We start from the raw sequence: 21,638 nt of genomic DNA, 5'->3' as shown, positions 1-21,638 counted from the left end.
GTATACGATGAACGCATGGCCGTACGATCGACGCTCCAACTCGGCGATCCCGCCCTGCGCCTGCCCGCCGCCGACGTCGCGGAGCCGGGCTCGGCCCGGACCGCGGAAACCGCCGCCGACCTCGCGGACACCCTGGCCGACTGGGTGGCGCGCACCGGCTACGGCCGCGGCATCGCCGCGCCGCAGATCGGTGTGGACAGCCGCGTGATCCATCTGCACCTGGACCGGCCCTGGACGCTCATCAACCCCCGGATCACGGGCCGTTCCACGGAGACCTGGGAGCCGTGGGACGCCTGCCTCAGCTTCTCCCTGCAGTTCTTCTGCCGGGTCAGCAGGGCGACATGGGTGGACGTGGAGTACGTATCAGCGGACGGCGAGCGGCACGGCCTGCGCGCGGACGGCGACCTCGGCGAACTGCTCCAGCACGAAATCGACCACCTGGACGGCATCATGGCGGTCGACCGGATGATCTCTCCGAGCACCCTGTGCATGCGCTCGGAGTTCGAGAAACGCCACCGCGACGAAAGCCCGTACCCGCAATGACCACGTACCCCGCAGGCGCGAACGAGCCCATCACCCGGGCGGAACCGCTCCGCGAAGCCGTCTACCTCCGCATCGTCGCCCGCATCTCCGCGGGCGAGTACGCCCCGGGCGCCCCCCTCACCGAGGCCGGCCTCAGCCGCACCCTCCAGGTCTCCCGCACCCCCGTACGCGAAGCACTCCTCCGCCTCCAGGCGGAAGGCGTCCTCCAGTCCGCCCTGGCCCGCGGCTTCACCGTCCGCCCTCTCGTCCGCCGCGACGCCGCCGAGCTGTACCCGGTGCTGGCCGCCCTCGAAGCCCTGGCCGTCCGTACGATCACGGCGCTCGACCCGGCCACGACGCAGCGGCTGCGCACCACGCTCGGCGAACTCGAAGAATGCGCCGACCCGGTACGCCGCTGGCAGCTCGACACCGAGTGGCACACGACGATCGCCGCCGCGGCCGGCAACCGCCACCTGCTGGGCATGCTCACCCAGTTGCGCACGAACCTGTCCCGCTACGAGCTCACGTACATGCGCGAGGTGAAGCACCGCGCGGAGGTCGACCACGAGCACCGGAAGGTCCTGACGGCCCTCACCGCGGGCGACTTCGGGCACGCGGCCGCCTTGCTGGAGGCCCACTGGCACGACGGCATGCACACGATCCTCGACTGGCTCGGGGGACCGGATTAAATCGTCCGGTCATTGACGGGGTCCGGCGCGCGTTCGCATGGTGCCGGCAGCACTCCTCCTTCTCGCTCTCCTTCTCCGTACCGCGCACCGGAAAGGAACGGACGCCGTGACGTGCCCTACCGCCCCCCCACATCGTGTTCGTCATGACCGACCAATTCCGTGCCGACTTCACCGCGGGCGAGGGGTTCGGTCTCGACACCATGCCCTTCCTCGACTCCCTCGCCGCCGGCGGCATGCGGTTCAGGCGGGCCTGCGGCACGACCGGTACAAGCTCTACCAGCACGTGGACGGGGAGGCGGAGCTGTACGACGTCGCGGCGGACCCGATGGAGCTGCACGACCGCTGGGACGACCCGCGCCTGCGCCACGTCCGGGCGGATCTGACCCAGCGCCTCCACCGCTGGTCCCTCCGCCTCACCGACGACCTCCCCGACGGCGCCTACGCCCCCCTCCTCCCCGCGCACAACTGGCACCGCGGGGAGGGCGATGAGCGCCGGCCGCCGCACGGGGGCGGCGCGCGGCGGCTGCGTGCGGGTGCACGGGACGGTTCGCGGGACGGTTCGCGGGGCGTCATGCCGCCGTCAGCGGACCGACCGTGCCGCCTCCTCGATGAGGTCGGCCACCGCGTCCGGCCGCGAGACCGTCACCGCGTGGCTCGCGTCGAGCGTCACCGTACGGGCCCCGGCGCGCTCCGCCATGAACCGCTGTGCGGCGACGGGGATGTTCTTGTCCTCGGTGGTGAGGAGGGCCCAGGACGGCACCGTCCGCCAGGCGGCGGCGCCCGCGCCCTCGCCGAGGGCCGCGCTCGTGATGGGGCGCTGGGTGGCGGCCATCCGCTGCGCGGTGACGGGGGGCACGTCGGCGGCGAACTGGCCGTGGAACTTGTCCTGGTCGATGGAGAGGTCGGTGACGGCGCCGCCGTCGGGCAGCGCGGTGGGCACCTCCTTCAGCGTCTCGCCGAGGGTGCTGCCGGGGAACTTTCCGGACAGCTCCGCGGCGCTCTCGCCCTCGTCGGGCAGGAAGGCCGCCACGTACACGAGCGCCTTCACCTTGTCGTTGCCGGCGGCGGCCTCGCTGATCACCGAGCCGCCGTAGGAGTGACCGGCGAGGACGACGGGGCCTTCGACGCTGTCGAGTACGTCCCGGAGGTAGGCGGCGTCGCTGCGCAGGCCGCGCAGCGGGTTGGCGGGGGCGACGACCGGATATCCCGCGCGCCTCAGCTTGTCCACCACCCCGTTCCAGCTCGACCCGTCGGCGAACGCGCCGTGGACGAGGACGACGGTCGGCTGCTTGCGGTTCGACATGAGGAGCCTCCGTGGCTGGTTTCCCACGCCGCCGGGAGGCCCCGGCGACACTCATAAAGCTAGCGCACACTTACCTTTGGCACAAGTTAATTGTGCACGAACTGAACGGGCGGGGGCGCGCCCGTGATCCACGTGCGCTGGAACGTTTTGGCTGTCCGATGCTCCGCAGGTAACGTGTGCGCCTCCTCCGGCCGATCCAAGGTCAACCCCCGGGAGGCGCCCAGCAGTCGAGTGAACGAAGGTCGAGATGAAGTACGTCATACGCGGGCGCCGCGTCGCCGTCGCGGCGGCCGGGACGGCAGCGCTGCTGGCGTTCACCGCCTGCGGCAGCGACGACGAGGGGGGCGGCGGAGCGAGCGGGGGACCCGCGCAGACGGACGCCGTCGAGGCGATGCGCGCCGCCACGTCCGTGCACGCGGTCGGCGAGATGATCGTCGTCGCCGACCCCGCCCGGATCGACGTGCAGGTGGACGACAAGGGCAACTGCGTCGGCAGCGCCACCACGGACGACGGTGCCGTGGAGTTCGTCATGCAGGGCGACAAGGCGCGGATGAAGCCGGACGCCGCCTACCTGGAGTCCGAGTACATGTTCGACGCCGCGGTCATCGAACAGGTCCAGGGCTCGTACCTGGAGGAGCCGAAGTCCGACGTCCAGTCGGCCATCACGGACCTCTGCAAGATCGACACGTATGCCGAGCAGACCGACAGCGTCGTGTCGTTCAGCCCCGGGATGACGCAGAAGGAAGAGACGAAGCACAAGGGCGTGGCGGTCGTGCCCTACGTGAACGAGGACCCCGAGACCAGCGACGGCGCCAGCATGAAGATCGCGGCCGAGGGCAAGCCGTACCCGGTGACCATCACGGACCCGGAGGGGGCCGAAGTCGACCTGGCGTTCTCGGCGTTCGGCGAGCCGGTGAAGCCGAAGGCTCCCGCCGCCGACTCGGTGCTGACGGAGGACCAGGTCTCGGACATCGAGTTCGAGGCCATGTAGCGGGCGGCCTCGCCGCCTTCGGGGGAAGCGGCGGCGGTACGGGTCGGGGGGCCCGTACCGCCGCCGGCTGCCGCTTCCGGGCGGGGTCCTTCCCGCGGGACGGCCCGGAGGGCCCCGGGACCACTGCCTACGATGGGGGCATGGCTGGGGCGAGCGGTCTGCTGATCGCGGGCCGGTACCGGTTGGACCGACCGGTGGGACAGGGCGGCATGGGCCGGGTGTGGAGCGCTCGCGACGAGCTGCTCGACAGACGGGTCGCGGTCAAGGAGATCCTCTTCGCCGCCGACGTCGGGGAGGGGCAGCGGGAGAAGCAGCTACGGCGCATGATCGTCGAGGCCCGTGCGGCGGCCCGCCTCAACCACCCGGGCATCACCACCGTGTACGACGTCGTGGAGCACGACGGCGCCCCGGTGATCGTGATGGAGTTCGTCGCCGGCAGCTCCCTCGCCGCCGTCCTGCGGGAACGCGGGCGGCTGCCGGTGCCGCGGGTGGCGGAGATCGGCGTCCAGGTCCTCGACGCGCTGGCCGAGGCGCACGCGGCGGGCGTGGTGCACCGCGACCTGAAGCCCGACAACATCCTGGTGACCGACCGGCGCGCGGTGATCACCGACTTCGGCATCGCCGCCATCGCCGACGCGGCGGGCCCGGAGGGCGCGGCGGGCCTGACGACCACGGGCGGCATGCTGGGCACGCCCGCATACGCCTCCCCCGAGCAGTTGAACGGCGAACCGGCCACCGCCGCCTCCGACATGTGGTCGTTCGGCGCCACGCTGTACGCGGCCGTGGAAGGCCACCTGCCGTTCCACGGCGAGAACCTGTGGACGCTGCGCCAGGCCGTCTCCGCGTCCGCCCCGGCGCCTTTCCGCCACGCGGGCCCGCTGGCCCCGGTCCTCACGGCGCTCCTGACCAAGAACCCCGCCGACCGGACGACCCTCGCCGCGGCGGCAGCGGAACTCCGTGCCCATACCCCCGCACCGCCCCCGGCCCACCCCCGCAAGCTGCGCCGCCCCTGGAAACTCCTCCCCACCCGCCGCACCCACCACCCGGCGTACGCCCCGCGACTCCCCCCGACGCGGGTCATGCGGGCGGACCCCGTGGAGGAACTGGAACGCGCGGCGCGGGCACGGCTCCACAGCCAGGTGCAGGTCCACCTGGGCCTCCTGGACGTCATCGCGGCGGCACCGCCGTCGGACGCGGACCTGCTGACGGGCCTGAAGAACCTCAAGGACACGCACACCCACCGGGTGGGCCGCATCCTGGAGGACGAGGAGCACAAGTTGCTCCGCTTACGCGACCTGGAGGACGAGGAGTCGCGCCGGGCGATGGAACCGTACGCCTCCCACCACGGCGCCTGGCTGGCCACCCGCCGCGACGCCCTCGCGGCCCTGGACGAAACGCTGCCGCTGTCGCCAACCCTCCTGGCGGGCGAAAGCCCCCGCGAGGCCCTGCTGTCGGCGGTCGACGCCTTCAGAACCCACATGCTCGCCATGCAGTCGGACTGAGGGGCGAGGACCGGGCGGTTCCGGCACGCGACGGTCTCGTCCGCCCTGCGAGGCCGGCCGTACCGGTACCGGCGTGCGGAGAGTGCGAACGGGGGGTCCTGGCGCCCGTACCCGTCTCCTGGCAACACCGCCGTGCGGCACGGCCTCCGGCCGGCCCGGAGGGATGCCGTGCGCGACACTGGACAGAAATATGTAGATCGGTCTAGCGTCATCGTATGGCTGTCAAGGGAGCACAGACCCGGGCCCGGCTCGTCGAAGCCGCGCGCACCCTGGTCGAGGCGCGGGGCTACCACGGCACGGGCCTGAACGACGTGATCGCGGCCGGAAGCGCGCCGCGGGGCTCGCTGTACCACCACTTCCCCGGCGGCAAAGACCAGTTGACCGCCGAGGCCCTGACCGTCTCCGGCCGGGAGATCACCATCGTGTTCGCCGATCTGGCGGACTCCGCCCCCGACACCCGGTCGCTGATGGAGTCGGCGCTGTCGCTGCTGGCCGACCGGATGGAGGAGGCGGCGTACGCCAAGGGCTGCCCGGTCGCGACGGTCGCCCTGGAGGTCAGCGCCCGCAACGACGCACTGCGGCAGGTATGCGCGGAGATCTACGACCGGTGGCAGCGCGTGCTCGCCGACCGGCTGATCGCGGACGGCCGCTCCCCGGCCGACGCCGAGGATCTGGCGTGCTCGCTACTCGCCCTGACGGAAGGCGCACTGATCCTCTCCCGCACCCGGCGCAGCCGGGCGCCGATGGAACAGGCCCGGCGCACCGCGCGGGCCCTGCTGGACGGCTGACCGCAGACCACCGGTCCGCCCGCCTCCCCCTGCCGGCGAACGGTTCACCCACACTGCCCGCCCAAAGAATATGCAGATCGGTCTACTAGGAGCGCCATGGTCACCGAACCCGACACCCTCGTCGCCGGAGCGACCGGCCTCATCGGCCGCTGGCTGACCGCCGAACTCCTCACCCGGGGACGGTCGGTCGCCGCCACCGTCCGGGACGCCCCCGTGCGGGAGGGGGAACTGCGCGGCTGGCTACGCGAGCACGGTGCCGACGACCGGGCCCTGACGGTCATCGGAGCCGACGTCAGGCGCCCGGATCTCGGCATCGCCCCCGACGACGCCCGGCGGCTGCTCTCCGTACAGGACGTGTACAACACCGCCGCCGTCTTCCACTTCGGCCTCGACCGCGACAAGGCCCGCCGCGTGAACGTCGACGGCGCCCTCAACGTGCTCCACCACGCCGCCCGGCTCCCCCGGCTGCGCCGCCTCGTCCACGTCTCCGGCTACCGCGTCAGCGGCGCAGAACCACTGCCTTACCCCGCCCCCGAGGACCGACTCGCGCGCCTCTACCGCCACTACGGCGCGTACGAGGCATCCAAGCACGAGGCCGACGCCGCACTGCGGGCCGTCGCCGCAGCAACCGCGGTCCCCCTGACCCTCATCAACCCCGCCACCGTCATCGGGCACTCACGCACCGGCGAGTCGGGACAGTACATCGGCCTGGCCGACATGGTCGAGAAGCTCTGGACAGGCCGGCTGCCGGCCCTGGCCGGCTCGCGGAATACGTTCGTGCCCGTCGTCACCGTCGACTACCTCGCCCGGTTCATGGCCGCCGTGCCGGAGCACGACCGCGACATGCTCCACGCGCACTGGGTCCTCGACCAGGCGACCCCCGAACTGCCGGAGCTGGTCGCGTTGCTGGCCCGGCACCTCGGGGTCCGCGCCCCGCGCGTCACGCTGCCCGTGGGCCTCGTACGCCGGCTGCCCCGCGCGCTGACCCGCACCGAGCCCGAGACGCTGACCTTCCTCTCCGACGACCGCTACAGCACCGCGTCCGCCGACACTCTGGCCGGTGCCGCCGGGCTGAGCCATCCACCTGTGGCCGACGCGCTGCGCCGCTGGGCGGACCGGCTCGTGGCGGAGCGGTTCGGCGCCACCAGGCCACCGCTGCCCGGCGCACTGACCTCGGCCGCCGGCACCCGCACCTACGTCGCCGGCGACCGAACCCACGCCGAACCATGAGCCGGGCCCGGTCACCTCCGATACCGCTGCGCCACTGCCGTGAAGGCGGCCTTGGGTTCCCAGTCCATGTCGGGGTAGGTCTGCCCCCGGCGTCCTTCGAGGAGTTTGACGATGCCCAGTCCGGCCCGGTCCAGGTCGTCCCGGGGGTCGCCGTCCGGGCGGTGCGGGTATCCGGGCAAGGCGAACAGGAAGACGAACGCGCTGTCCACGCCCTCGGTGTCGAAGATCTCCAGGAGTTCGCTCAGATATGCGGCCTGGCCGGCCTCGTCACGCTCGTATATGCCGTTCAGTCGCACAGGGGCCCTGGTCTGCGGATCGTGCTCGACCACCTCCAGCACGCGCCCGCCGCGGTCTCCCGCGCCGCGGTAGGCCGCGGTGCCGAACCCGGTGAGGGCGAGCGGCTTCGGGCCCTGGGCCAGGGTGCGTACCGCGTCCCGGAACCGGTCGGCGACCTCGGCGGAGCGGATCAGCTCGAACGTGACGATGTCGAAGGGAGTCCAGTCGACCTGCTCGAACTGGATGGATGCGTAGGTGAGCTTGCCCTGGAAGCGCTCGCGGACCGTGGCCGCGGCCTCGCGGAGGAACGCGTTGATGCGCACGCCGAGCTCGCGCATCGCCCCGGCCCGCCGCTCGGGTTGGCTCATCAGCTGCTCGACCCGCTCCTCGGGGCTCTCTCCGGGCAGGAACCCGCGGTTCATCACGCTCAGTTCGACCCCTGCGACGAACACGACTGCGGCCCCCTGCCGCCGGAGCCGTTCCGATCGCTCGGCGCAGTCGCGGAAGAGCACGAGGATCTGCTCCGGGTCCAGCTCCAGCGGATAGGGCGAGAACCAGACCTCCAGGCCGAGCTCGGCGGCGGCAGCGGCGGCAAGCTCCAGTCGGCCCGGGTCGCCGCCGATGATCTGGACCGCGTTGCAGTGCAGGTCGTCGCGGATGATGGCGAGCTCGCGCCGGACCACCGCGGGGTCGAAGTGCTCGCGGGACATCTGGCCGCGCACGACGAATCCGGTGTCGTAGGTCATCCCTCTTGCTCGCACGGTGACGTCCTCCCTGTCGGTCTGGTTCGGGTCGAGACTGACAGAAAAAGTGCGCACGCGCAAATTTACGTGCGAGCAATTTTGCGCATACGCAGCCTGTGTGGAACGCTGACACCGTGACGACACCACCAGGGCTGCGGGAGCGGAAGAAGCAGGCCACGCGCGAGGCGCTACGCGAGGCGGCCCTGCGCCTGGCCGTGGAGCACGGGCCCGACCAGGTGCGGGCCGAGGACATCGCCGAAGCGGCCGGGGTCTCGCCGCGCACCTACCACAACTACTTCGCCAGCCGCGAGCAGGCGATCGCCTCCGCTGTCACCGCGGACCGGGAAACGCGGATCGCGGCGGCGGTCGCGGCCCGGCCCGCAGACATGCGCCTGGCTGACGCCGTCACCGAAGCAGTGGTCCAGCAGTACACGAACACCGGCGAGCGCGAGCACAAGGCGCTGCTGCTGATCACCACCCAGACCGCGCTGCGCGACGCGTTCCTCGATACCACCGCCGGCATCGAGCCCCCACTCACGGCGGTGATCGCCGAACGCCTGGGCGACTCCGAAGCGTCCACAGCCCGCGTCCTCGCGGCAAGCGTGACCGCGGCGGTTCGCATCGCGCTGGAAGGCTGGCTCCGGCCGGCCGGGAACACAGAGGTCGCCGGAAGTTCCGGCGCCGGAGGACTGCTCGTACCCTCCGGCTCCCTGCCCGACCGACTCCGCGCGGCACTGGCCCCGCTCGCGCCCGCGTTCGACGCCGCCGAGCAACACACCCGGCCGTGAGCCGGCGTCGTGAGTCGGGCGCGATCACGGCCCCCTAGGCTGAGAGTCGCTCGGAGAGGACCACGTCGAGGCGGGGCCGGCATGCGCACTGCCCGGCGGCGACGCAGGTGAAGGGCGCCATGAAGATAGGTTTCGCACTCCCCCAGTTCCACCGTCAGGCCTTCGACATCGCTCGGACCGCCACGTTCGCCTCCGCGATCGAGGAGGCCGGGGGAGCCAGTCTCTGGGTGGGCGACCGCAATCTGGCCGCGGTCCGGCCCGTCGTGGGCTACGGCGGGCGGGGAACCACCATTCCGGAGGAACTGAACCCCGCCGCCGACCCGTTCGTCCTGCTCGGTGTGGCGGCCGCCTCGACCAGCCGGGTGCTCCTGGGCTCCCACGTACTGATCGCCCCGCTGTACCCGCCCGTCCAACTGGCCCGGTCGCTGACGACGATCGACCTGATCAGCGGCGGGCGGCTCCTCCCCGGCTTCGGGATCGGCTGGTCTCCCGAGGAGTACCGGGCGGCCGGGCTGGACTTCACCCGCCGCGGCGCGCGCATGGACGAACTGCTCGACGTCCTCGACGCCATCTGGACCACCGACCCGGCGCGGTACGAGGGCGACCAGCTCTCCGTGCCGGAGCACCACTCGCCCCTGAAGCCGGCGCGACAGCCCCGGCCGCCCTTCTACCTCGGCGCGCTGTCCGAGCGGGCCCTGCGCCGGGTCGCCCGCCGCGGCGACGGCTGGCTGCCGTTGATGGTCGTGCCCAGCTACGTGGACGTGGACGGGCTCCTCGCGCAGCGTTCGTTCCTGGACGAGCTGGCCCGGCAGGACGGCCGCGACCCCCGGGCCATCGACACGGTGCTGCGGGTGAACATCGACGCGGGGACGAGCACGGCGAAGGTCGTCGACACCGTCAAGGACATCCACGAGCGGACCGGAATCGACCACTTCATGATCGACTCGATGTACGAGATCGGCACCGTCGAGGGCTCGGTGGAGCACGCCCGGCGGATCCTCGAACTCGTCGGGAGAGGCTGAGCCCACGCCGAAGCTCGGGCCGCGGCCGTCGTCACGCCTTGGCGCACTCCATGTGGCCCCAGCCCGTGCCGTTCTTCGCGATCGTCGTGCCCGCCTCGTACGGCCGGCCGCAGCGGCAGCGGCCCGGGTACTTGGCCTTCAGGGTTCCGGTCCTGCCGGAACGGCGCTTCGGGGCGGCGGACGGGACGCGCGCCGGGGCGTCCTCCACCGTCGGCAGCGGGGAGCCGTGGGCCGTGCCCGCCGGGTTCTGGGTGCGGGCGGACTCCGCGGCGGCCGCGTCCGCGGCGGCGTTGTACGGGTCACCGCCGACCTGGTGCGCGCGGACGTGGACGAGGCGGACGTCACGGCCCGTGAGGCGGTCGTCGATACTGCGTACCAGCTCCTGGTTGGCGACCGGCTTGCCCGCCGCGGTCTTCCAGCCGCGCTTCCGCCAGCCCGGCAGCCAGTCGGTCACGGCCTGCATCGCGTACGTGGAGTCCATGCGGACTTCCAGCGGGACGGCCGGGTCCGTGGACTCCAGGAGCCGCAGCAGGGCGGTGAGTTCGGCGATGTTGTTGGTCGCCGTGCCCAGCGGGCCCGACTCCCAGCGCGCGACCGCGCCGTCCGGGCCCGCCACCACCCACGCCCACGCGGCCGGCCCCGGGTTCGGACTCGCGGCGCCGTCGCATGCGGCGATGATCAGGTCAGCCATACGGCCGATTCTGCCACCCCTTGCCGGCCGGCGGCCGGGCGGATCGCCCGGCCACCGGCCGTGCGTGACCGCGGGTCTGTCACTCGAAGACGAACGGGCCCGGGTTCTGCGGGGTCGTGGCGTCGCAGGTGGCCGTGATGCCGAGGACCGAGACCGTCAGGGACGTGGCCTCCAGCGAGTCGCCGGAGGCGACCGTGCCGTCGAGGGGGCCGGTGTCGGCCGGGGCGCCGGCCGGGATGGCCGGGTTGGAGCTGCCGGAGAACTCGACCGTGTCGGTGCCGTTCCGGGTGAGGGTGAGCGTCGAGGACGCGGAGCCGGCGCCGATCGGGATCGGGGCGGTGATGGCGTCGGTGGTGATGGTGATGGTCGCGGCGGTGCCGTCCTGCGTGGCTTCGAGCGTCGCCTCGCCGGCGCCCCAACTCCCGCAGTCGAACCCGATGGTGGCGGTCTGCGGCTCCACCGCCAGCGCGCTCGGCGCCGCGAGTAACAGCGCGCCGGCGACCGCGGCACCGACGCCCAGGGCGGTGCGTGCGTTCTTCATGGAGTGCCTCTTCCTGGTGGGGGGTCGGGGTGGATCACCCCGGATACGTAGGCATTGAGGCAGCTCCTCGTGGCGAGGGCAAGAGCGGCGACCCGACATTTTTGTCATGGGCATCGCTATTGCGCCACGTTTGTTACCGGCGGGTCAACAGCCCCCGGGTACCGCTCCGGAGCGCGTCCTCCACGCCGGACCGCCGGGGCCTCGCGGCCCGCATACCCACCGGTCGTGCGCCGCGTGGCGAGGAGGGTGCCCCCAGAGGGGTGATCCGCAGTGCCCTGGGCTTTCGCGCCGTCGTTACCAGCCAAACGGGCGCCTACGCACCCTGCCCCCGGGAAGGCGGCTAGTCCTCATGCAGCGCACCGACGCCGGCCCGGCGTGCTTTCCGCTCGCCGAGTTGCGTCACGCCGTCGGCGGCGGCATCGCCGCCTGGCTGGACCGCGCCGGTGCCGGCGCCGACGGCTCCGACTACCTGGCCACGGCGCAGCGCTGGGCGCTCTGCCCGCCCGGGAAGCTGCTGCGGCCGATCACCCTCCTCGCCGCCGCCGGTGCGGTCGGCGGCTCGTACGACGCGGTGCTGCCCGCGGCCGTGGGCCTCGAACTCGCCCACGTCGCGACCCTCGTCCACGACGACATCATCGACGGCGACGGGCTGCGCCGCGGCAAGGCGGCGGCGCACCGCGAGTTCGGGCTGGCGCACGGGGTGCTGGCCGCCGACTCGCTCTTCTTCGCCCTCTTCGAGCAGCTCGGCGCCTGCCGGCGGACCGGGGTGCCCGCGGGCCGCGTGCTCGACGCCGTCGAGGTCCTGGGCGCCGTCGGGCAGCAGACCGCGCGCGGCGTCGCGCAGGAGGTCGCGCTCAGCGGCAGCCTGCGCGAGGTGACCGCGGCGGCGGACGGGGGCATCGCCGCGTACGTGGAGATGGCGCGGCTGAAGAGCGCGTCGCTGTTCTACTCGGCGTGCCACGTGGGGGCGCTGCTCGGCGGCGGCAGCCCGGAGGAGACGCGGGCGCTCGCGGCGTACGGGGAGGCGATGGGCATCGCGTTCCAGATCCGCGACGACCTGCTGCCGTACGTGCCCGACGGCGATGCCGGCGACGACGGGGACGGTGAGGACGGTGAGGACGGCGACGGGGGCCGCGCGCTGCGCGCCGGGAAGCCCGTCTGCAGCGACCTCCGCAACCGCCGCCCCGCGCTGCCCGTACTCCTCGCCCACCGCCTCGGCGGCCGCGCCGAACGGGCCGCCCTCGTCGCACTGGTCGACGGCACGACCGACGAACTCGCCCGCCAGCGGCAGCTCTCCCGGCTCGCCCGCGACACCGGCGCGCTGGACGCGGCGCAGATGATGGCCCGCGCGTACGTCGACCGCTGCCGGGAGGCGCTCGCGCCGGTGCCCGCGGGGGCGGACCGCGACCGGCTGGCGTGGCTGGCCGACGAAGTGGCAGGCACGGCGTACGAGCACGACGCGGCGGGCACGGCGTACGGCCATGAGGCGGCGGACACGGCCTACGGCCACCACCCCGGCGGTGACCGGCCGTGAACGCCCCGCCCCCGGACCCTGCCGCCCCCTTCGCCATGCCCCGCGGCGGGCCCGCCGCCGCCCGCTGGGACCGGCTCTACGAGACCGGCAGGGCCGAGTACATCGACCGCCCCGGCAACCCCGCCACCACGCGCCGCGTCCTCCGCGGGCTCGACCGGTTCCAGCGCCTCACCCTCGGCTACCGCACCTGCGCCCGCCTCACCGCCGCCGAGTTCGGCCCCGCCCCGCACCCCCGCGTCCTCGAACTCGGCGCCGGCTGCGGGCGGCTCGCGTACCGCATCCTCCGCGCCCACCCCACCGCCCGGGTCACCGCCAGCGACGTCAACCCGCGCGTCGTCGAAGAGCTGCGCGCCGGGCCGCTCGGCCGGCATCCGCGCGCCCGCTGCGCGGTGGTCGACGCGACGGCGATCGACGCCCCGGCGGGCGCGTACGACGTGGCGGTGATGGCGATGTCGCTGCACCACCTGCCGCCCGCCGGGGTACTGGCGCTGCTGCGGGAGGGCACGCGGGTGGCGCGGACGCTGCTGCTCGTGGACGGGTGGCGGCACCCGCTGTGCCTGGTCTCGGTGCCGCTGATGTTCCTCACCGGCGGCCCCGCCCAGGCGCACGACGGGCTGATCAGCCTCCGCAAGGTCTACGGGGCCGCCGCCGTCCGGGCACTCGCGGGGATGTGCGGAGCGCCACTACGGGTGCACACTCGGTTCGCACTGCCGGGGTATCTCGTCGCCACCGCCACGCGGTCGTCGTACGCCCCGGCACCTGCCGTCCCGACACGTCTCCGGACCCGAAAGTGAGCCGCAACGGTATGCCCACGAGGACCGAGTTCCTGCCCGCAGCCCACAACGACGACGACTTCGACACCTTCGGCACCGACACCGCCCGCTCAGCCATCGCCCGGTTCCGCAGCCCGATGACGCGGATGCTGCTCGGCAGCGACGGTCTGACGACGACGCTCCTGGAGTCGTGGGCGGGCACGCCGATGCGGGTCGGCGACGTGGCGCTGCGGGTCGTCCGCCCCGAGCTGGCCCCGCGCGGCGTCGTCGCGCTGCTCGGGACCGAGGGCGAGGTGCTCGTACGGCACTCGACGCTCACCGACGCCGGGGGCCGGAGGTGGTCGTGGAACCGGGTCGTGGCCGGCCCCGGCGGCGACCCGGCGCTGCGGCGCTGCCTGACCGACGCCGCGGTGCCGCTGGGCCCCGCGCTGCGGGCGGCGGGCGCGCGGCTGGAGCGCACCGTCGTACGGGCCGGGGTCACGCCGTGGCCGCCGGAGCCGCGGGCGGAGGAGCCGCGGCCGGCGGCGTTCCGGACGTACCGGCTGTGGCGCGGGGACGACGTCCTGGCCGCCGTGCACGAGGTGTTCAACCCCGCGCACGTGCCGGCGGACCTGGAGGAGACGGCATGAGCGGCACGAGCACGACGGCGGGGCCGCGACGGTTGCGTACGCAGGTCGCCGTCGTGGGCGCGGGACCGGCGGGACTGGTCCTGGCGAACGTCCTCTTACGGGCCGGGGTCGGCGTCGCCGTCGTGGAGCGCCGCTCCCGCGCCGAGGTCGAACGGCGCGCGCGGGCGGGCCTGGTGGAGCACCGGGTCGTCGAGTACCTGCGCGCGCACGGCCTCGCCGGCCGGCTGCTCGCCGAGGGCACCCGGCACGGCTGGTGCGACTTCCTGTGCGCGGGCCGGCTGCTGCGCTTCGACTACGGCGCCCAGTCCGGGGGCATCCGGCACTGGGTGTACCCGCAGCAGCTCCTGGTACGGGACCTCATCGCCGACCTCGGCACGGCGGGCCACACCCCGGAGTTCGGCCTGCCGGCGACCCGCGTGCACGTCGACGGCGCCGGTCCCGCGCGGGTGGAGTGCCCCGGGCTGGACATCGAGTGCGACTACGTCGTCGGCTGCGACGGCCCGCACGGCATCACCCCGCAGGCGCTGCCCCCGGACACCGCGCCGCGTGCCGAGCTGGACGAGCGCTACCCGTACGACTGGCTCACGCTCCTCGCGGAGGTCGACCGCGGCGTGCCGGGCGTGGTGTACGCCGTGCACGAGGACGGCTTCGCGGGCGTCATGCCGCGCACGTCCCGTATCGCCCGGCTCTACCTGGAGATCCCCGCCGGGGACGCCACCGCGCGCTGGACCGCCGCCCGCGTGCACGAGCGGCTGCGCACCCGGCTGGTGGGCGCGGGCGCGGCGGTGCCGCGGCTGGGGCGCATCGTGGAGACCGGGGTGCTGCGGATGCGCAGCAGCGTGCGGCAGCGGTTCCAGCACGGGCGGCTCTTCCTCGCGGGGGACGCCGCGCACGTGCTGACGCCCTCGGGGGCGAAGGGCATGAACCTCGCCGTCGCCGACGCCGCCGACCTGGCCGACGCGCTGATCCGCCGCTACCGGGACGGCGACGAGACGCACCTGGCCGGCTATACGGCCCGCAGGCTCCCCGAGGTGTTGCGGACCCGCGACCTCGCGGCCGGGTTCCTGGACCTGCTGCACCCGCAGGGGGAGCACCCCGCGGACCGCAGGGGGGAGCTGGCGCGGCGGCTGGAGCGGCTGCGGGAGCTGGCCGAACCGGGCCCCGCGGGCGCGGCGTTCGCGCACTGGTACGTCGGCGCGGGACCCGGCCTCCCCGTCCCGCACAGCACCCCCCACACGATGCAGTCGAGAGAACCCAGGGAGTCCACTCCATGAGCCTTGCGGTCCAGGCGCGGGCGTTGTACGGCTTCTCGCGCGGCAACCAGGCGCTGCTGAGCATCGCCCAGCCCCTGGTCGGCGCGCTGCTGGCCACCGACCACCCCGCGCCGGGCCGCCTGGCCGCCGCCGTCTTCGCCACCGCCGCGGCGTTCTTCGCGGTCTTCGCGGCGAACGACCTCTTCGACGCCCGCCTCGACCGGCGCAGCGCGGCGATGGCCCGCACCCGCGCGGCGCCGGACATCGACAGCACGGGCGGCCGGCACCCGCTGGCGCAGGGCAGGCTGCGGTTCGCGGCGGGGCTCGCGTGGGTGCTGCTGCTGGGCGGGATCGCGCTGGCGGTGGCGGTCGCGCTGAGCTGGGTGTGCGCGGTGCTGTTCGTCGGCGCGGCGCTGCTGGAAGCGGCGTACTGCAAGCTGGCCACGGTCACGGCGTACAAGTTCCTGCTCAGCGGCGCGATGGTGGCGATCGGCGCCTGCGCGGGCTGGTTCGCCTTCTCCGCCACCGTCGACCCGCTGCGCCTCGGGCTGCTGGCGCTGTGGATGGCGGCGTGGGAGATCGGCGGCCGGAACATCCCCAACGACCTCGCCGACGTGGCCGAGGACACCCCGCTCGGCATCAAGACGGTCCCGATCGTCTACGGCCCCCGCGCCGCCGCCCGTCTCTCGGCGGCCCTGCTCCTGCTCACGGCGGCCACGGCCTGCACCCTGGCGGTAACGGCCTGGCCGTTCTACGGCGCTGCGGGGATCGCGGTCACGGCCCTCACGGCGATCCCCACCCTCGTCCTCCCCGCCGCCCGCCTCCTCCGCCACCCCGAACCCCCCACGGCCCTCACGGTCTTCAACCGCGCGTCGTTCCACCCCCTGGGAGTCCTCGCGGCCTTCGTGGCGGGGTCGCTGGTGGTCTGACTCCCGGTCGATTCATTCTTTCCTGAATTCAGAATCCCCTGTATCGTCTCCGGCGTGCTGACCACCGCCACGGACATCGACGTGCTGGCCCGCTTCGGGCGGGCGCTTGCCGACCCCATCCGCTGCCGGGTCCTGCTCGCGCTGCGCGACGGGCCCGGCTATCCCGCCGAGTTGGCCGAGGCGCTCGGCGTCTCCCGGACCCGGCTCTCCAACCATCTGGCGTGCCTGCGCGACTGCGGGCTCGTCGTCGCCGTGCCCGACGGGCGGCGGGTGCGGTACGAACTCGCCGACGCCCGCCTCGGGCATGCCCTGGACGACCTGCGGGCCGCCGTCGTCGCCGTGGCGACGGACCGGACCTGCCCGGACGCCGACGCCGAAGGGTGCTGCTGACGATGGCCGCGGGCGTCGGCACCGGTCCCGGCCAGAGCCGGGCGGCCCTGCTCACCCGCCGGATACGGCTGCTGGTCGCGGCGACGATCGCGTACAACGTCGTCGAGGCCGTCGTCGCGCTCACCGCCGGGGCCCTCGCCTCCTCCGCCGCGCTGATCGGCTTCGGGCTGGACTCCGTCGTCGAGGTCTCCTCCGCCGCCGCCCTCGCCTGGCAGTTCTCCGCCGTCGACCCCGCCGCCCGGCAGGCCAGGGAGGGGCGGACGCTGCGGATCATCGCGGTGTCGTTCTTCGCCCTCGCCGCGTACGTCGCCGTCGACGCCCTACGGGCGCTGGCGGGCGGCGCCGAGGCGGAGCCGTCCGTACCCGGCATCGTGCTGGCCGCGCTGTCGCTGGCGATCATGCCGTTCCTCTCCGCCGCGCAGCGCCGCGCGGGCCGCGAACTCGGCTCCGCCAGCGCCGTGGCCGACTCCAAGCAGACCCTGCTGTGCACGTACCTGTCGGCCGTCCTGCTGCTCGGGCTCGTCCTCAACGCGACCGCCGGCTGGACCTTCGCCGACCCGGTCGCGGCCCTGGTCATCTCCGCCGTCGCCGTACGGGAGGGCCGTAACGCCTGGCGTGGCGAAGCCTGCTGCGCCGTCCCGGGGACCACGACCGCGAGCACCACCGCCGCGTGCGACTGCTGCGGCACCCATGGAGGAGGCCCGTCATGAGCACGTGGGCGCGGGCCGCCACGACCACCACCGGCCTCGCGCTCGTCCTCCCCCCACCCGGTCTCCCTCCCGGCCCTCGCCGCGCTGATCGTCGCGGTCCCGTTGCAGGTCCGGGTCGTGGAGGAGCCGCACCTGACGGCGGTCCACGGCGACGCCTACGCCGCGTACACCGCCCGCGCCAGCCCTTTCTCCCCGCCATCGGCGGGGCACGGCCTGATGCTTACCCGCCGTTCACGCCGCAGGGATCAGATCGCCAAGTCGCTGCTGCGCACGCAGATGTGACTGCCAGACCAAGTCCAACGCCGTGAACGGGGACATGACCGGCGGTCTCAGCCTCGGACGGCCCGGATGAGGAAGATGCGGCGCACGCCTCCGGCCGAGCGCGGCGGTACGGCGTGGGACCAGCGGGGGTAGTCGGCAGGCGCCTCGCCCGGCTGTACGGAGGTCGCACGCATGCCGTGCCCGGAGAAGAGGACCTCCGGTTCGTCGGTCCCGAAGTGCCAGGGGCAGCCCCAGCGGGCGAACATGTTGAGCTGCCCGCTCGCGTGCGGCACGGTGAACGCGGCAGCACCGACGCAGTCGGCGAGGAGCACAGAGCCCGGGGCGGTGACGCGGCGGATGCGGTCGAGGAGGTCGTTGACCTCACCCTCCCGCAGGTAGCACAGCAGACCCTCCAGCAGCCAGACGGAGGGCACCTGCGGCTCGTACCCGGCCGCGACCAGCCGCCGCTCCCAGTTTGGCCCTGTCAGGTCGGCACCGACGGCACGGCGATCCACGCAGGGCCGCACGTCCGCTAGTCGCGCCTGCTTGTGCGCGACGACGGCGGGCCGGTCGATCTCGTACCACCGCACGCCCCGTGGCCACTCCGTCCGGTACGCCCGGCAGTCCATCCCACTGGCCGGCAGCACCACCTGCGTACCCTCGTGCACGTCCGCACGGAGCCGGTCGTCGAAGAACCGCGTCCGCACGGCGTTGACGTCGAGCACATCGGGCATCCGCCGCGGCTGTCCGGCCGGCAGCGTCGCCGCCCGCAACTCCTCCAGCAGACACGGACCGACCTGCCCGCACAGCCGGTGCGCGTACGGATCGTCGAAGAGACGGTCGGAGCGACGACTCTCGATCGCCCGCATGGCGGCGGTAAGCAGCGAGGTACGGCCAACGGCATCCAGCCGGCCGCTCGTCGGCTTCGCAACAGCGACGTGTCCCACGTCCGCAGAGTACGACGCTCCGCTTGCCGGGCACTTGGCCCCGCAGGCTCAACGAACCACCTGCGGCAACGCTTCACTCCTGCGGGGCACTCCAGGTGTGGACGAAGCGCAGCATGCCTGTCGCCTCGCGGGCGCGGGTCAGCGCCTGCCTGGCGTCAGCCGCCGACGGCGATGACGCAGCCGGACCGGTCGAAGTTCTGGCTGACCGTGCATGGTGGGCTCCCGGGTTCCCGCAGCAGCGTCGCGGTATTGACCTGGGGCAGGTGTCCCGGGTCCGTTCAGGACGCGAGCCAACCCCAGCAGGCTCGCGTCGGCCGTCAACCGCCGTACGGTGGCCGCGTACCAGGACGCTGGGACAACGACATCTCTCACGGGAATCCACACCTGACCGCTCGGGCTCTCAGGGGCGGCTGGCAGCGTAGAAGGGCATGCTGTCGACCGGGACGATCTCGACGTTCTTGCCGGTGCGGGGCGCGTGGATCGCCTTGCCGTCGCCGACGTACATGCCGTTGTGCTGCGTGTCGTTGTACCAGTAGATGATGTCGCCGGGCTGCATGTCCGCCTGGCTGACCTTGCGGCCCGCGTCGTACTGCTGCTTGACCGTACGGGGCAGCGAGACCCCCGCCGCGCTCCACGCCGAGCCCGTCAGGCCGGAGCAGTCGAAGGAGTCGGGGCCGGTCGAGCCCCACTCGTAGGGCTTGCCGAGCTGGGCGTACGCGAAGTCCAGGGCCGCCTTCGCGCGGCCGCTCGCCGGGCCGTCGTAGGTGTCCGCCGCGTCGCTCGTGCCGGCCTCGGCCGCGTCGCGCTCCTCGGCGGCGTCGAGGCGGGCGCGTTCCTCCGCGGTCAGGGAGTTGAGGAGCTGCCGCGCCTCGGTCAGCTTCGCCTGGACCTCGTTCTTCTTCTCCGCCGCGGCGGTACGGAACTCCTCCGCCTCGCGCAGCTTCGCCGACGTCTCCCTGCGCTGCTGCGCCAGCTCCCGCTGCTTGTCCTGGAGCACGCTGAGCGCCGACGCCTGCCGGTGGCCGACGCGGTCGACCAGCTCGGCCTCCCGGAGGTACTCGTCCGGGTCGGCGGAGAGGGCGAGTTGCACACTGGGGTCGATGCCGCCGTTGCGGTACTGCTCGGCGGCGAGCGGGCCTATCCGGTCCCGTAGGTCGTTGATCTCCTGCTGCTGGCGGGCCGCCTCGTCCTGCGCCTTCTCGGCCTCCTCCTGAAGCCCGCGCTGGCGCTCGCGGGCGGCGTTGTACTCCTCGGTGGGCCCCGTGGCCTCCTCGTACAGCTTCTCCACCTCCGCGCGCACCTCCTCGACGGTGGGCTTCGGCTCGGCCTGGCCGCTCTGGGTCGAGAGCAGGGTGAAGGCCCCGGCGGCGAAGGAGAGGGCAGTGATCCGGGCGCGGCCGGGGGACTTCGGGCGGCGGTGCGCTCCCATGGCGGAGTTGCTCCTCATCCTCGGCGGCGACAGGAACCGAAAGGCAACTTAGTAGATTAGTAGAAGCGCAGGCAAGCGACCCCCTGCAAGCTGTAGGAGGCCATGGCGTTGCTGACGCCTTCGCATAGCCGTGATGCTGGCGGTTGCGTGACGATCCGCTCGATGCGGGTGATGCCGTGGGCGGCCAGCCAGGCTCGTGCTCGGTGCATGAACGCGATCGCGGTAGCGGCATTCTCGTCCGGGAGGGGTAGCGATTGACCCACTTCGGTGCGGTCGCCCTGGAGATGCCCGTCTCTGCGGCGACGTGCGCGATGGGCCGAGTGCGGCAACGTTTGACCAGACGCCGGCGTCCTTCAACGCTCAGGGTGCGCTGGCGTGGGTCATGACGTGGCCTGAGTGTGGGGGAATGCGCGGTGTCGGGCCCCGGCGACGATGACCAGGCTGACTGCCCCGAGGGCGGCGGCTGACGCGGCGACCACGGTGACGCCCGAGCTTTGCAGCAGGAGACCGCCGATGATGCCGCCAAGGGCCATCGCGGTGTTCCAGAGGGTGACGAGGACGGCTTGCGCGGTGTCAGCGGCAGCGGTGCTGCGCCGCATTCCGGCTTGTCCGGCTGCGGTTTGCAGCAAGGTCGGGGCGCCGCCCCACCCCAGGCCCCAAAGAACAGCGGCGACCCAAACGATCGTGTGTGTGGTGGTGACGGCAAGAGCTGCGGTGGCGAGAGTGAACAGCGCTGCGCCGGTGACCATCAGAGCCCGTGGCCGGCGGTCGACATGGCGTCCGACGTACCAAATGCTCACCAGGCATGCGACACCGAAAGCAAGGAGAACCGCGTCGGTCGCTGGCCTGAGCCCGGCGTGCTGTAGGTAGGGAGCGATGTAGGCGTAGATGATCGTGTGCCCGAGAACGAACGTCGTGACCGTGACCATGATCGCCGCGACACCGGGCACCGCCAGGGTCTGCCGCAGGGGCGACTTCGCTGATTCTGGTGCGGGGTCCGAACGGTTGGGGTCAGCCTGTTCAATGGCAGGTTGCCCCACGCCGGGGACGGACACGCTGATCCAGCCGATGACGGCAAGAGTGACCAGGGAGACAGCGCCAAACGCCGCCCGCCATCCCACCTGTTCACCGATCAGCGTGCCGGCCGGAACTCCCAAGGACAGCGCCACAGGGATCCCGGTCATCGCCACTGCGATGGCGCGCCCTTCCAAGCCGACAGGTGCGATACGACGGGCGTAGCCAGCGAGGATCGCCCACGCCAGGCCCGCGGCCACGCCGGCGAGGAACCGGCCCGCAAGCAGGACGATGTATCCCTGTGCAGCCGCAGTCAGCGTGTTGGCCACCAGGAAGACGGCCATGGCGCCGAGCAGCAGTGGTTTCCGCGGAACAGATGCCGTCGCCGTGGCGAGCGGGATCGCGGTCAACGCCGTACCGGCCGCATAGACGGTGACGGCCTGGCCGGTAGCACCTGAACTGGTGCCCAGTGAGGTCGACATCTCGGGCAGCACCCCGGCAGGCAGAGTCTCGGTCAAGCTCGTGATGAAGACGGCAGTCCCCAGTGCCAACAGCGCGGACCATGGAAGGCCGGCCTGTCGCGTACGAGGCTGTGCGTCAGAAGACGTGGTGGTCATGGACCGAATCCTGAAACCTTCACATAGATGTGATGGTCAAGCCGACGTGCGCCGAGTAGTTTCGGC

The 21,638-nt window shown here is 73.0% G+C and carries 24 protein-coding genes; 17 read left to right on the top strand and 7 right to left on the bottom strand.

Going from position 1 to position 21,638, the window contains the following annotated elements; translation table 11 throughout:
• Positions 1 to 15 precede the first annotated feature (15 nt).
• The 3 genes from FB457_RS16875 to FB457_RS36185 all read left to right on the top strand — a co-directional run bounded on the left by FB457_RS16875 (position 16) and on the right by FB457_RS36185 (position 1,594).
• Entirely contained in the window at positions 16 to 543 is a 528-nt protein-coding gene (locus FB457_RS16875) for a peptide deformylase (RefSeq protein ID WP_145782310.1), read from the top strand.
• On the top strand, positions 540 to 1,211 hold the full coding sequence (locus FB457_RS16870) for a GntR family transcriptional regulator (protein ID WP_047016976.1): 672 nt from the start codon (positions 540 to 542) through the stop codon (positions 1,209 to 1,211). The genes FB457_RS16875 and FB457_RS16870 overlap by 4 nt, the downstream gene beginning before the upstream one ends.
• A 143-nt stretch (positions 1,212 to 1,354) precedes the next feature.
• Complete coding sequence (locus FB457_RS36185) at positions 1,355 to 1,594, top strand: alkaline phosphatase family protein (RefSeq protein WP_145782308.1); 240 nt, start codon at positions 1,355 to 1,357, stop codon at positions 1,592 to 1,594.
• A 197-nt stretch (positions 1,595 to 1,791) separates the two neighbouring features.
• Here FB457_RS36185 and FB457_RS16855 read toward each other — a convergent pair whose 3' ends face one another.
• Complete coding sequence (locus tag FB457_RS16855; protein ID WP_047016974.1) at positions 1,792 to 2,514, bottom strand: alpha/beta fold hydrolase; 723 nt, start codon at positions 2,512 to 2,514, stop codon at positions 1,792 to 1,794.
• A gap of 247 nt (positions 2,515 to 2,761) precedes the next feature.
• On the opposite strand from FB457_RS16855, the gene FB457_RS16850 reads away from it, so the two are divergent.
• The 4 genes from FB457_RS16850 to FB457_RS16835 all read left to right on the top strand — a co-directional run bounded on the left by FB457_RS16850 (position 2,762) and on the right by FB457_RS16835 (position 7,025).
• Positions 2,762 to 3,505 (top strand): hypothetical protein, encoded by a 744-nt coding sequence (locus tag FB457_RS16850; protein WP_145782307.1) that lies wholly within the window; start codon positions 2,762 to 2,764, stop codon positions 3,503 to 3,505.
• Between the two features lie 140 nt (positions 3,506 to 3,645).
• Positions 3,646 to 5,007, top strand: coding sequence for a serine/threonine-protein kinase (locus FB457_RS16845; RefSeq protein WP_078898347.1), 1,362 nt, complete (start codon positions 3,646 to 3,648; stop codon positions 5,005 to 5,007).
• A gap of 215 nt (positions 5,008 to 5,222) precedes the next feature.
• The gene (locus FB457_RS16840; protein WP_047016972.1) at positions 5,223 to 5,795 is read left to right on the top strand and encodes a TetR/AcrR family transcriptional regulator; all 573 of its coding nucleotides are present in this window, start codon (positions 5,223 to 5,225) and stop codon (positions 5,793 to 5,795) included.
• A 96-nt stretch (positions 5,796 to 5,891) separates the two neighbouring features.
• Positions 5,892 to 7,025, top strand: a complete 1,134-nt coding sequence (locus tag FB457_RS16835) for an SDR family oxidoreductase (protein WP_145782306.1) — start codon at positions 5,892 to 5,894, stop codon at positions 7,023 to 7,025.
• Between the two features lie 11 nt (positions 7,026 to 7,036).
• On the opposite strand, the gene FB457_RS16830 is transcribed toward FB457_RS16835, so the two are convergent.
• On the bottom strand, positions 7,037 to 8,047 hold the full coding sequence (locus FB457_RS16830) for a hypothetical protein (RefSeq protein ID WP_145782352.1): 1,011 nt from the start codon (positions 8,045 to 8,047) through the stop codon (positions 7,037 to 7,039).
• Between the two features lie 131 nt (positions 8,048 to 8,178).
• Here FB457_RS16830 and FB457_RS16825 point away from each other — a divergent pair, with 131 nt between their 5' ends.
• Together FB457_RS16825 and FB457_RS16820 are read left to right on the top strand one after the other, a co-directional pair.
• On the top strand, positions 8,179 to 8,832 hold the full coding sequence (locus tag FB457_RS16825) for a TetR/AcrR family transcriptional regulator (RefSeq protein ID WP_145782305.1): 654 nt from the start codon (positions 8,179 to 8,181) through the stop codon (positions 8,830 to 8,832).
• A 119-nt stretch (positions 8,833 to 8,951) separates the two neighbouring features.
• The gene (locus FB457_RS16820) at positions 8,952 to 9,854 is read left to right on the top strand and encodes a TIGR03619 family F420-dependent LLM class oxidoreductase (protein WP_047016969.1); all 903 of its coding nucleotides are present in this window, start codon (positions 8,952 to 8,954) and stop codon (positions 9,852 to 9,854) included.
• 31 nt (positions 9,855 to 9,885) lie between these two features.
• On the opposite strand, the gene FB457_RS16815 is transcribed toward FB457_RS16820, so the two are convergent.
• Entirely contained in the window at positions 9,886 to 10,545 is a 660-nt protein-coding gene (locus FB457_RS16815; protein WP_047016968.1) for a ribonuclease H family protein, read from the bottom strand.
• Positions 10,546 to 10,624: 79 nt separating this feature from the next.
• A complete protein-coding gene (locus FB457_RS16810) occupies positions 10,625 to 11,086 on the bottom strand; it encodes a hypothetical protein (RefSeq protein WP_047016967.1) in 462 nt (153 codons plus the stop codon).
• Positions 11,087 to 11,435: 349 nt separating this feature from the next.
• Between FB457_RS16810 and FB457_RS16805 the strand changes: the two genes are divergently transcribed.
• From FB457_RS16805 to FB457_RS35250, 8 genes are all read left to right on the top strand, one after another.
• Positions 11,436 to 12,620 (top strand): polyprenyl synthetase family protein, encoded by a 1,185-nt coding sequence (locus tag FB457_RS16805; protein WP_078898345.1) that lies wholly within the window; start codon positions 11,436 to 11,438, stop codon positions 12,618 to 12,620.
• Positions 12,617 to 13,414, top strand: a complete 798-nt coding sequence (locus tag FB457_RS16800; protein WP_145782303.1) for a methyltransferase domain-containing protein — start codon at positions 12,617 to 12,619, stop codon at positions 13,412 to 13,414. Before FB457_RS16805 ends, FB457_RS16800 begins: the two co-directional genes overlap by 4 nt.
• Positions 13,415 to 13,425: 11 nt before the next feature.
• Entirely contained in the window at positions 13,426 to 14,022 is a 597-nt protein-coding gene (locus FB457_RS16795; protein ID WP_047016965.1) for a hypothetical protein, read from the top strand.
• Positions 14,019 to 15,296: an FAD-dependent monooxygenase gene (locus FB457_RS16790; protein ID WP_047016964.1), complete on the top strand. Its 1,278-nt coding sequence runs from the start codon at positions 14,019 to 14,021 to the stop codon at positions 15,294 to 15,296. Before FB457_RS16795 ends, FB457_RS16790 begins: the two co-directional genes overlap by 4 nt.
• Positions 15,293 to 16,204 carry a UbiA family prenyltransferase gene (locus FB457_RS16785; RefSeq protein WP_253911321.1) on the top strand — a complete coding sequence of 304 codons (912 nt, stop codon included), beginning with the start codon at positions 15,293 to 15,295 and terminating at the stop codon, positions 16,202 to 16,204. The genes FB457_RS16790 and FB457_RS16785 overlap by 4 nt, the downstream gene beginning before the upstream one ends.
• A gap of 54 nt (positions 16,205 to 16,258) precedes the next feature.
• Complete coding sequence (locus tag FB457_RS16780) at positions 16,259 to 16,594, top strand: ArsR/SmtB family transcription factor (RefSeq protein ID WP_047016963.1); 336 nt, start codon at positions 16,259 to 16,261, stop codon at positions 16,592 to 16,594.
• Between the two features lie 2 nt (positions 16,595 to 16,596).
• Positions 16,597 to 17,304 carry a cation efflux transmembrane domain-containing protein gene (locus tag FB457_RS16775; RefSeq protein ID WP_047020155.1) on the top strand — a complete coding sequence of 236 codons (708 nt, stop codon included), beginning with the start codon at positions 16,597 to 16,599 and terminating at the stop codon, positions 17,302 to 17,304.
• Between the two features lie 117 nt (positions 17,305 to 17,421).
• Entirely contained in the window at positions 17,422 to 17,586 is a 165-nt protein-coding gene (locus FB457_RS35250) for a hypothetical protein (RefSeq protein WP_186461988.1), read from the top strand.
• Positions 17,587 to 17,633: 47 nt separating this feature from the next.
• Here FB457_RS35250 and FB457_RS16765 read toward each other — a convergent pair whose 3' ends face one another.
• From FB457_RS16765 to FB457_RS16750, 3 genes are all read right to left on the bottom strand, one after another.
• Positions 17,634 to 18,512: an SAM-dependent methyltransferase gene (locus FB457_RS16765; RefSeq protein WP_253911320.1), complete on the bottom strand. Its 879-nt coding sequence runs from the start codon at positions 18,510 to 18,512 to the stop codon at positions 17,634 to 17,636.
• A gap of 400 nt (positions 18,513 to 18,912) precedes the next feature.
• A complete protein-coding gene (locus tag FB457_RS16760) occupies positions 18,913 to 19,941 on the bottom strand; it encodes an NlpC/P60 family protein (protein ID WP_145782302.1) in 1,029 nt (342 codons plus the stop codon).
• Positions 19,942 to 20,321: 380 nt separating this feature from the next.
• A complete protein-coding gene (locus tag FB457_RS16750) occupies positions 20,322 to 21,572 on the bottom strand; it encodes an MFS transporter (RefSeq protein ID WP_047016959.1) in 1,251 nt (416 codons plus the stop codon).
• Between the last annotated feature and the right edge of the window lie 66 nt (positions 21,573 to 21,638).

This window comes from Streptomyces sp. CNZ287, assembly GCF_007827615.1.
Note: the sequence above shows the minus strand (reverse complement) of the source record. Positions and strands in the feature narration are given on the sequence as shown.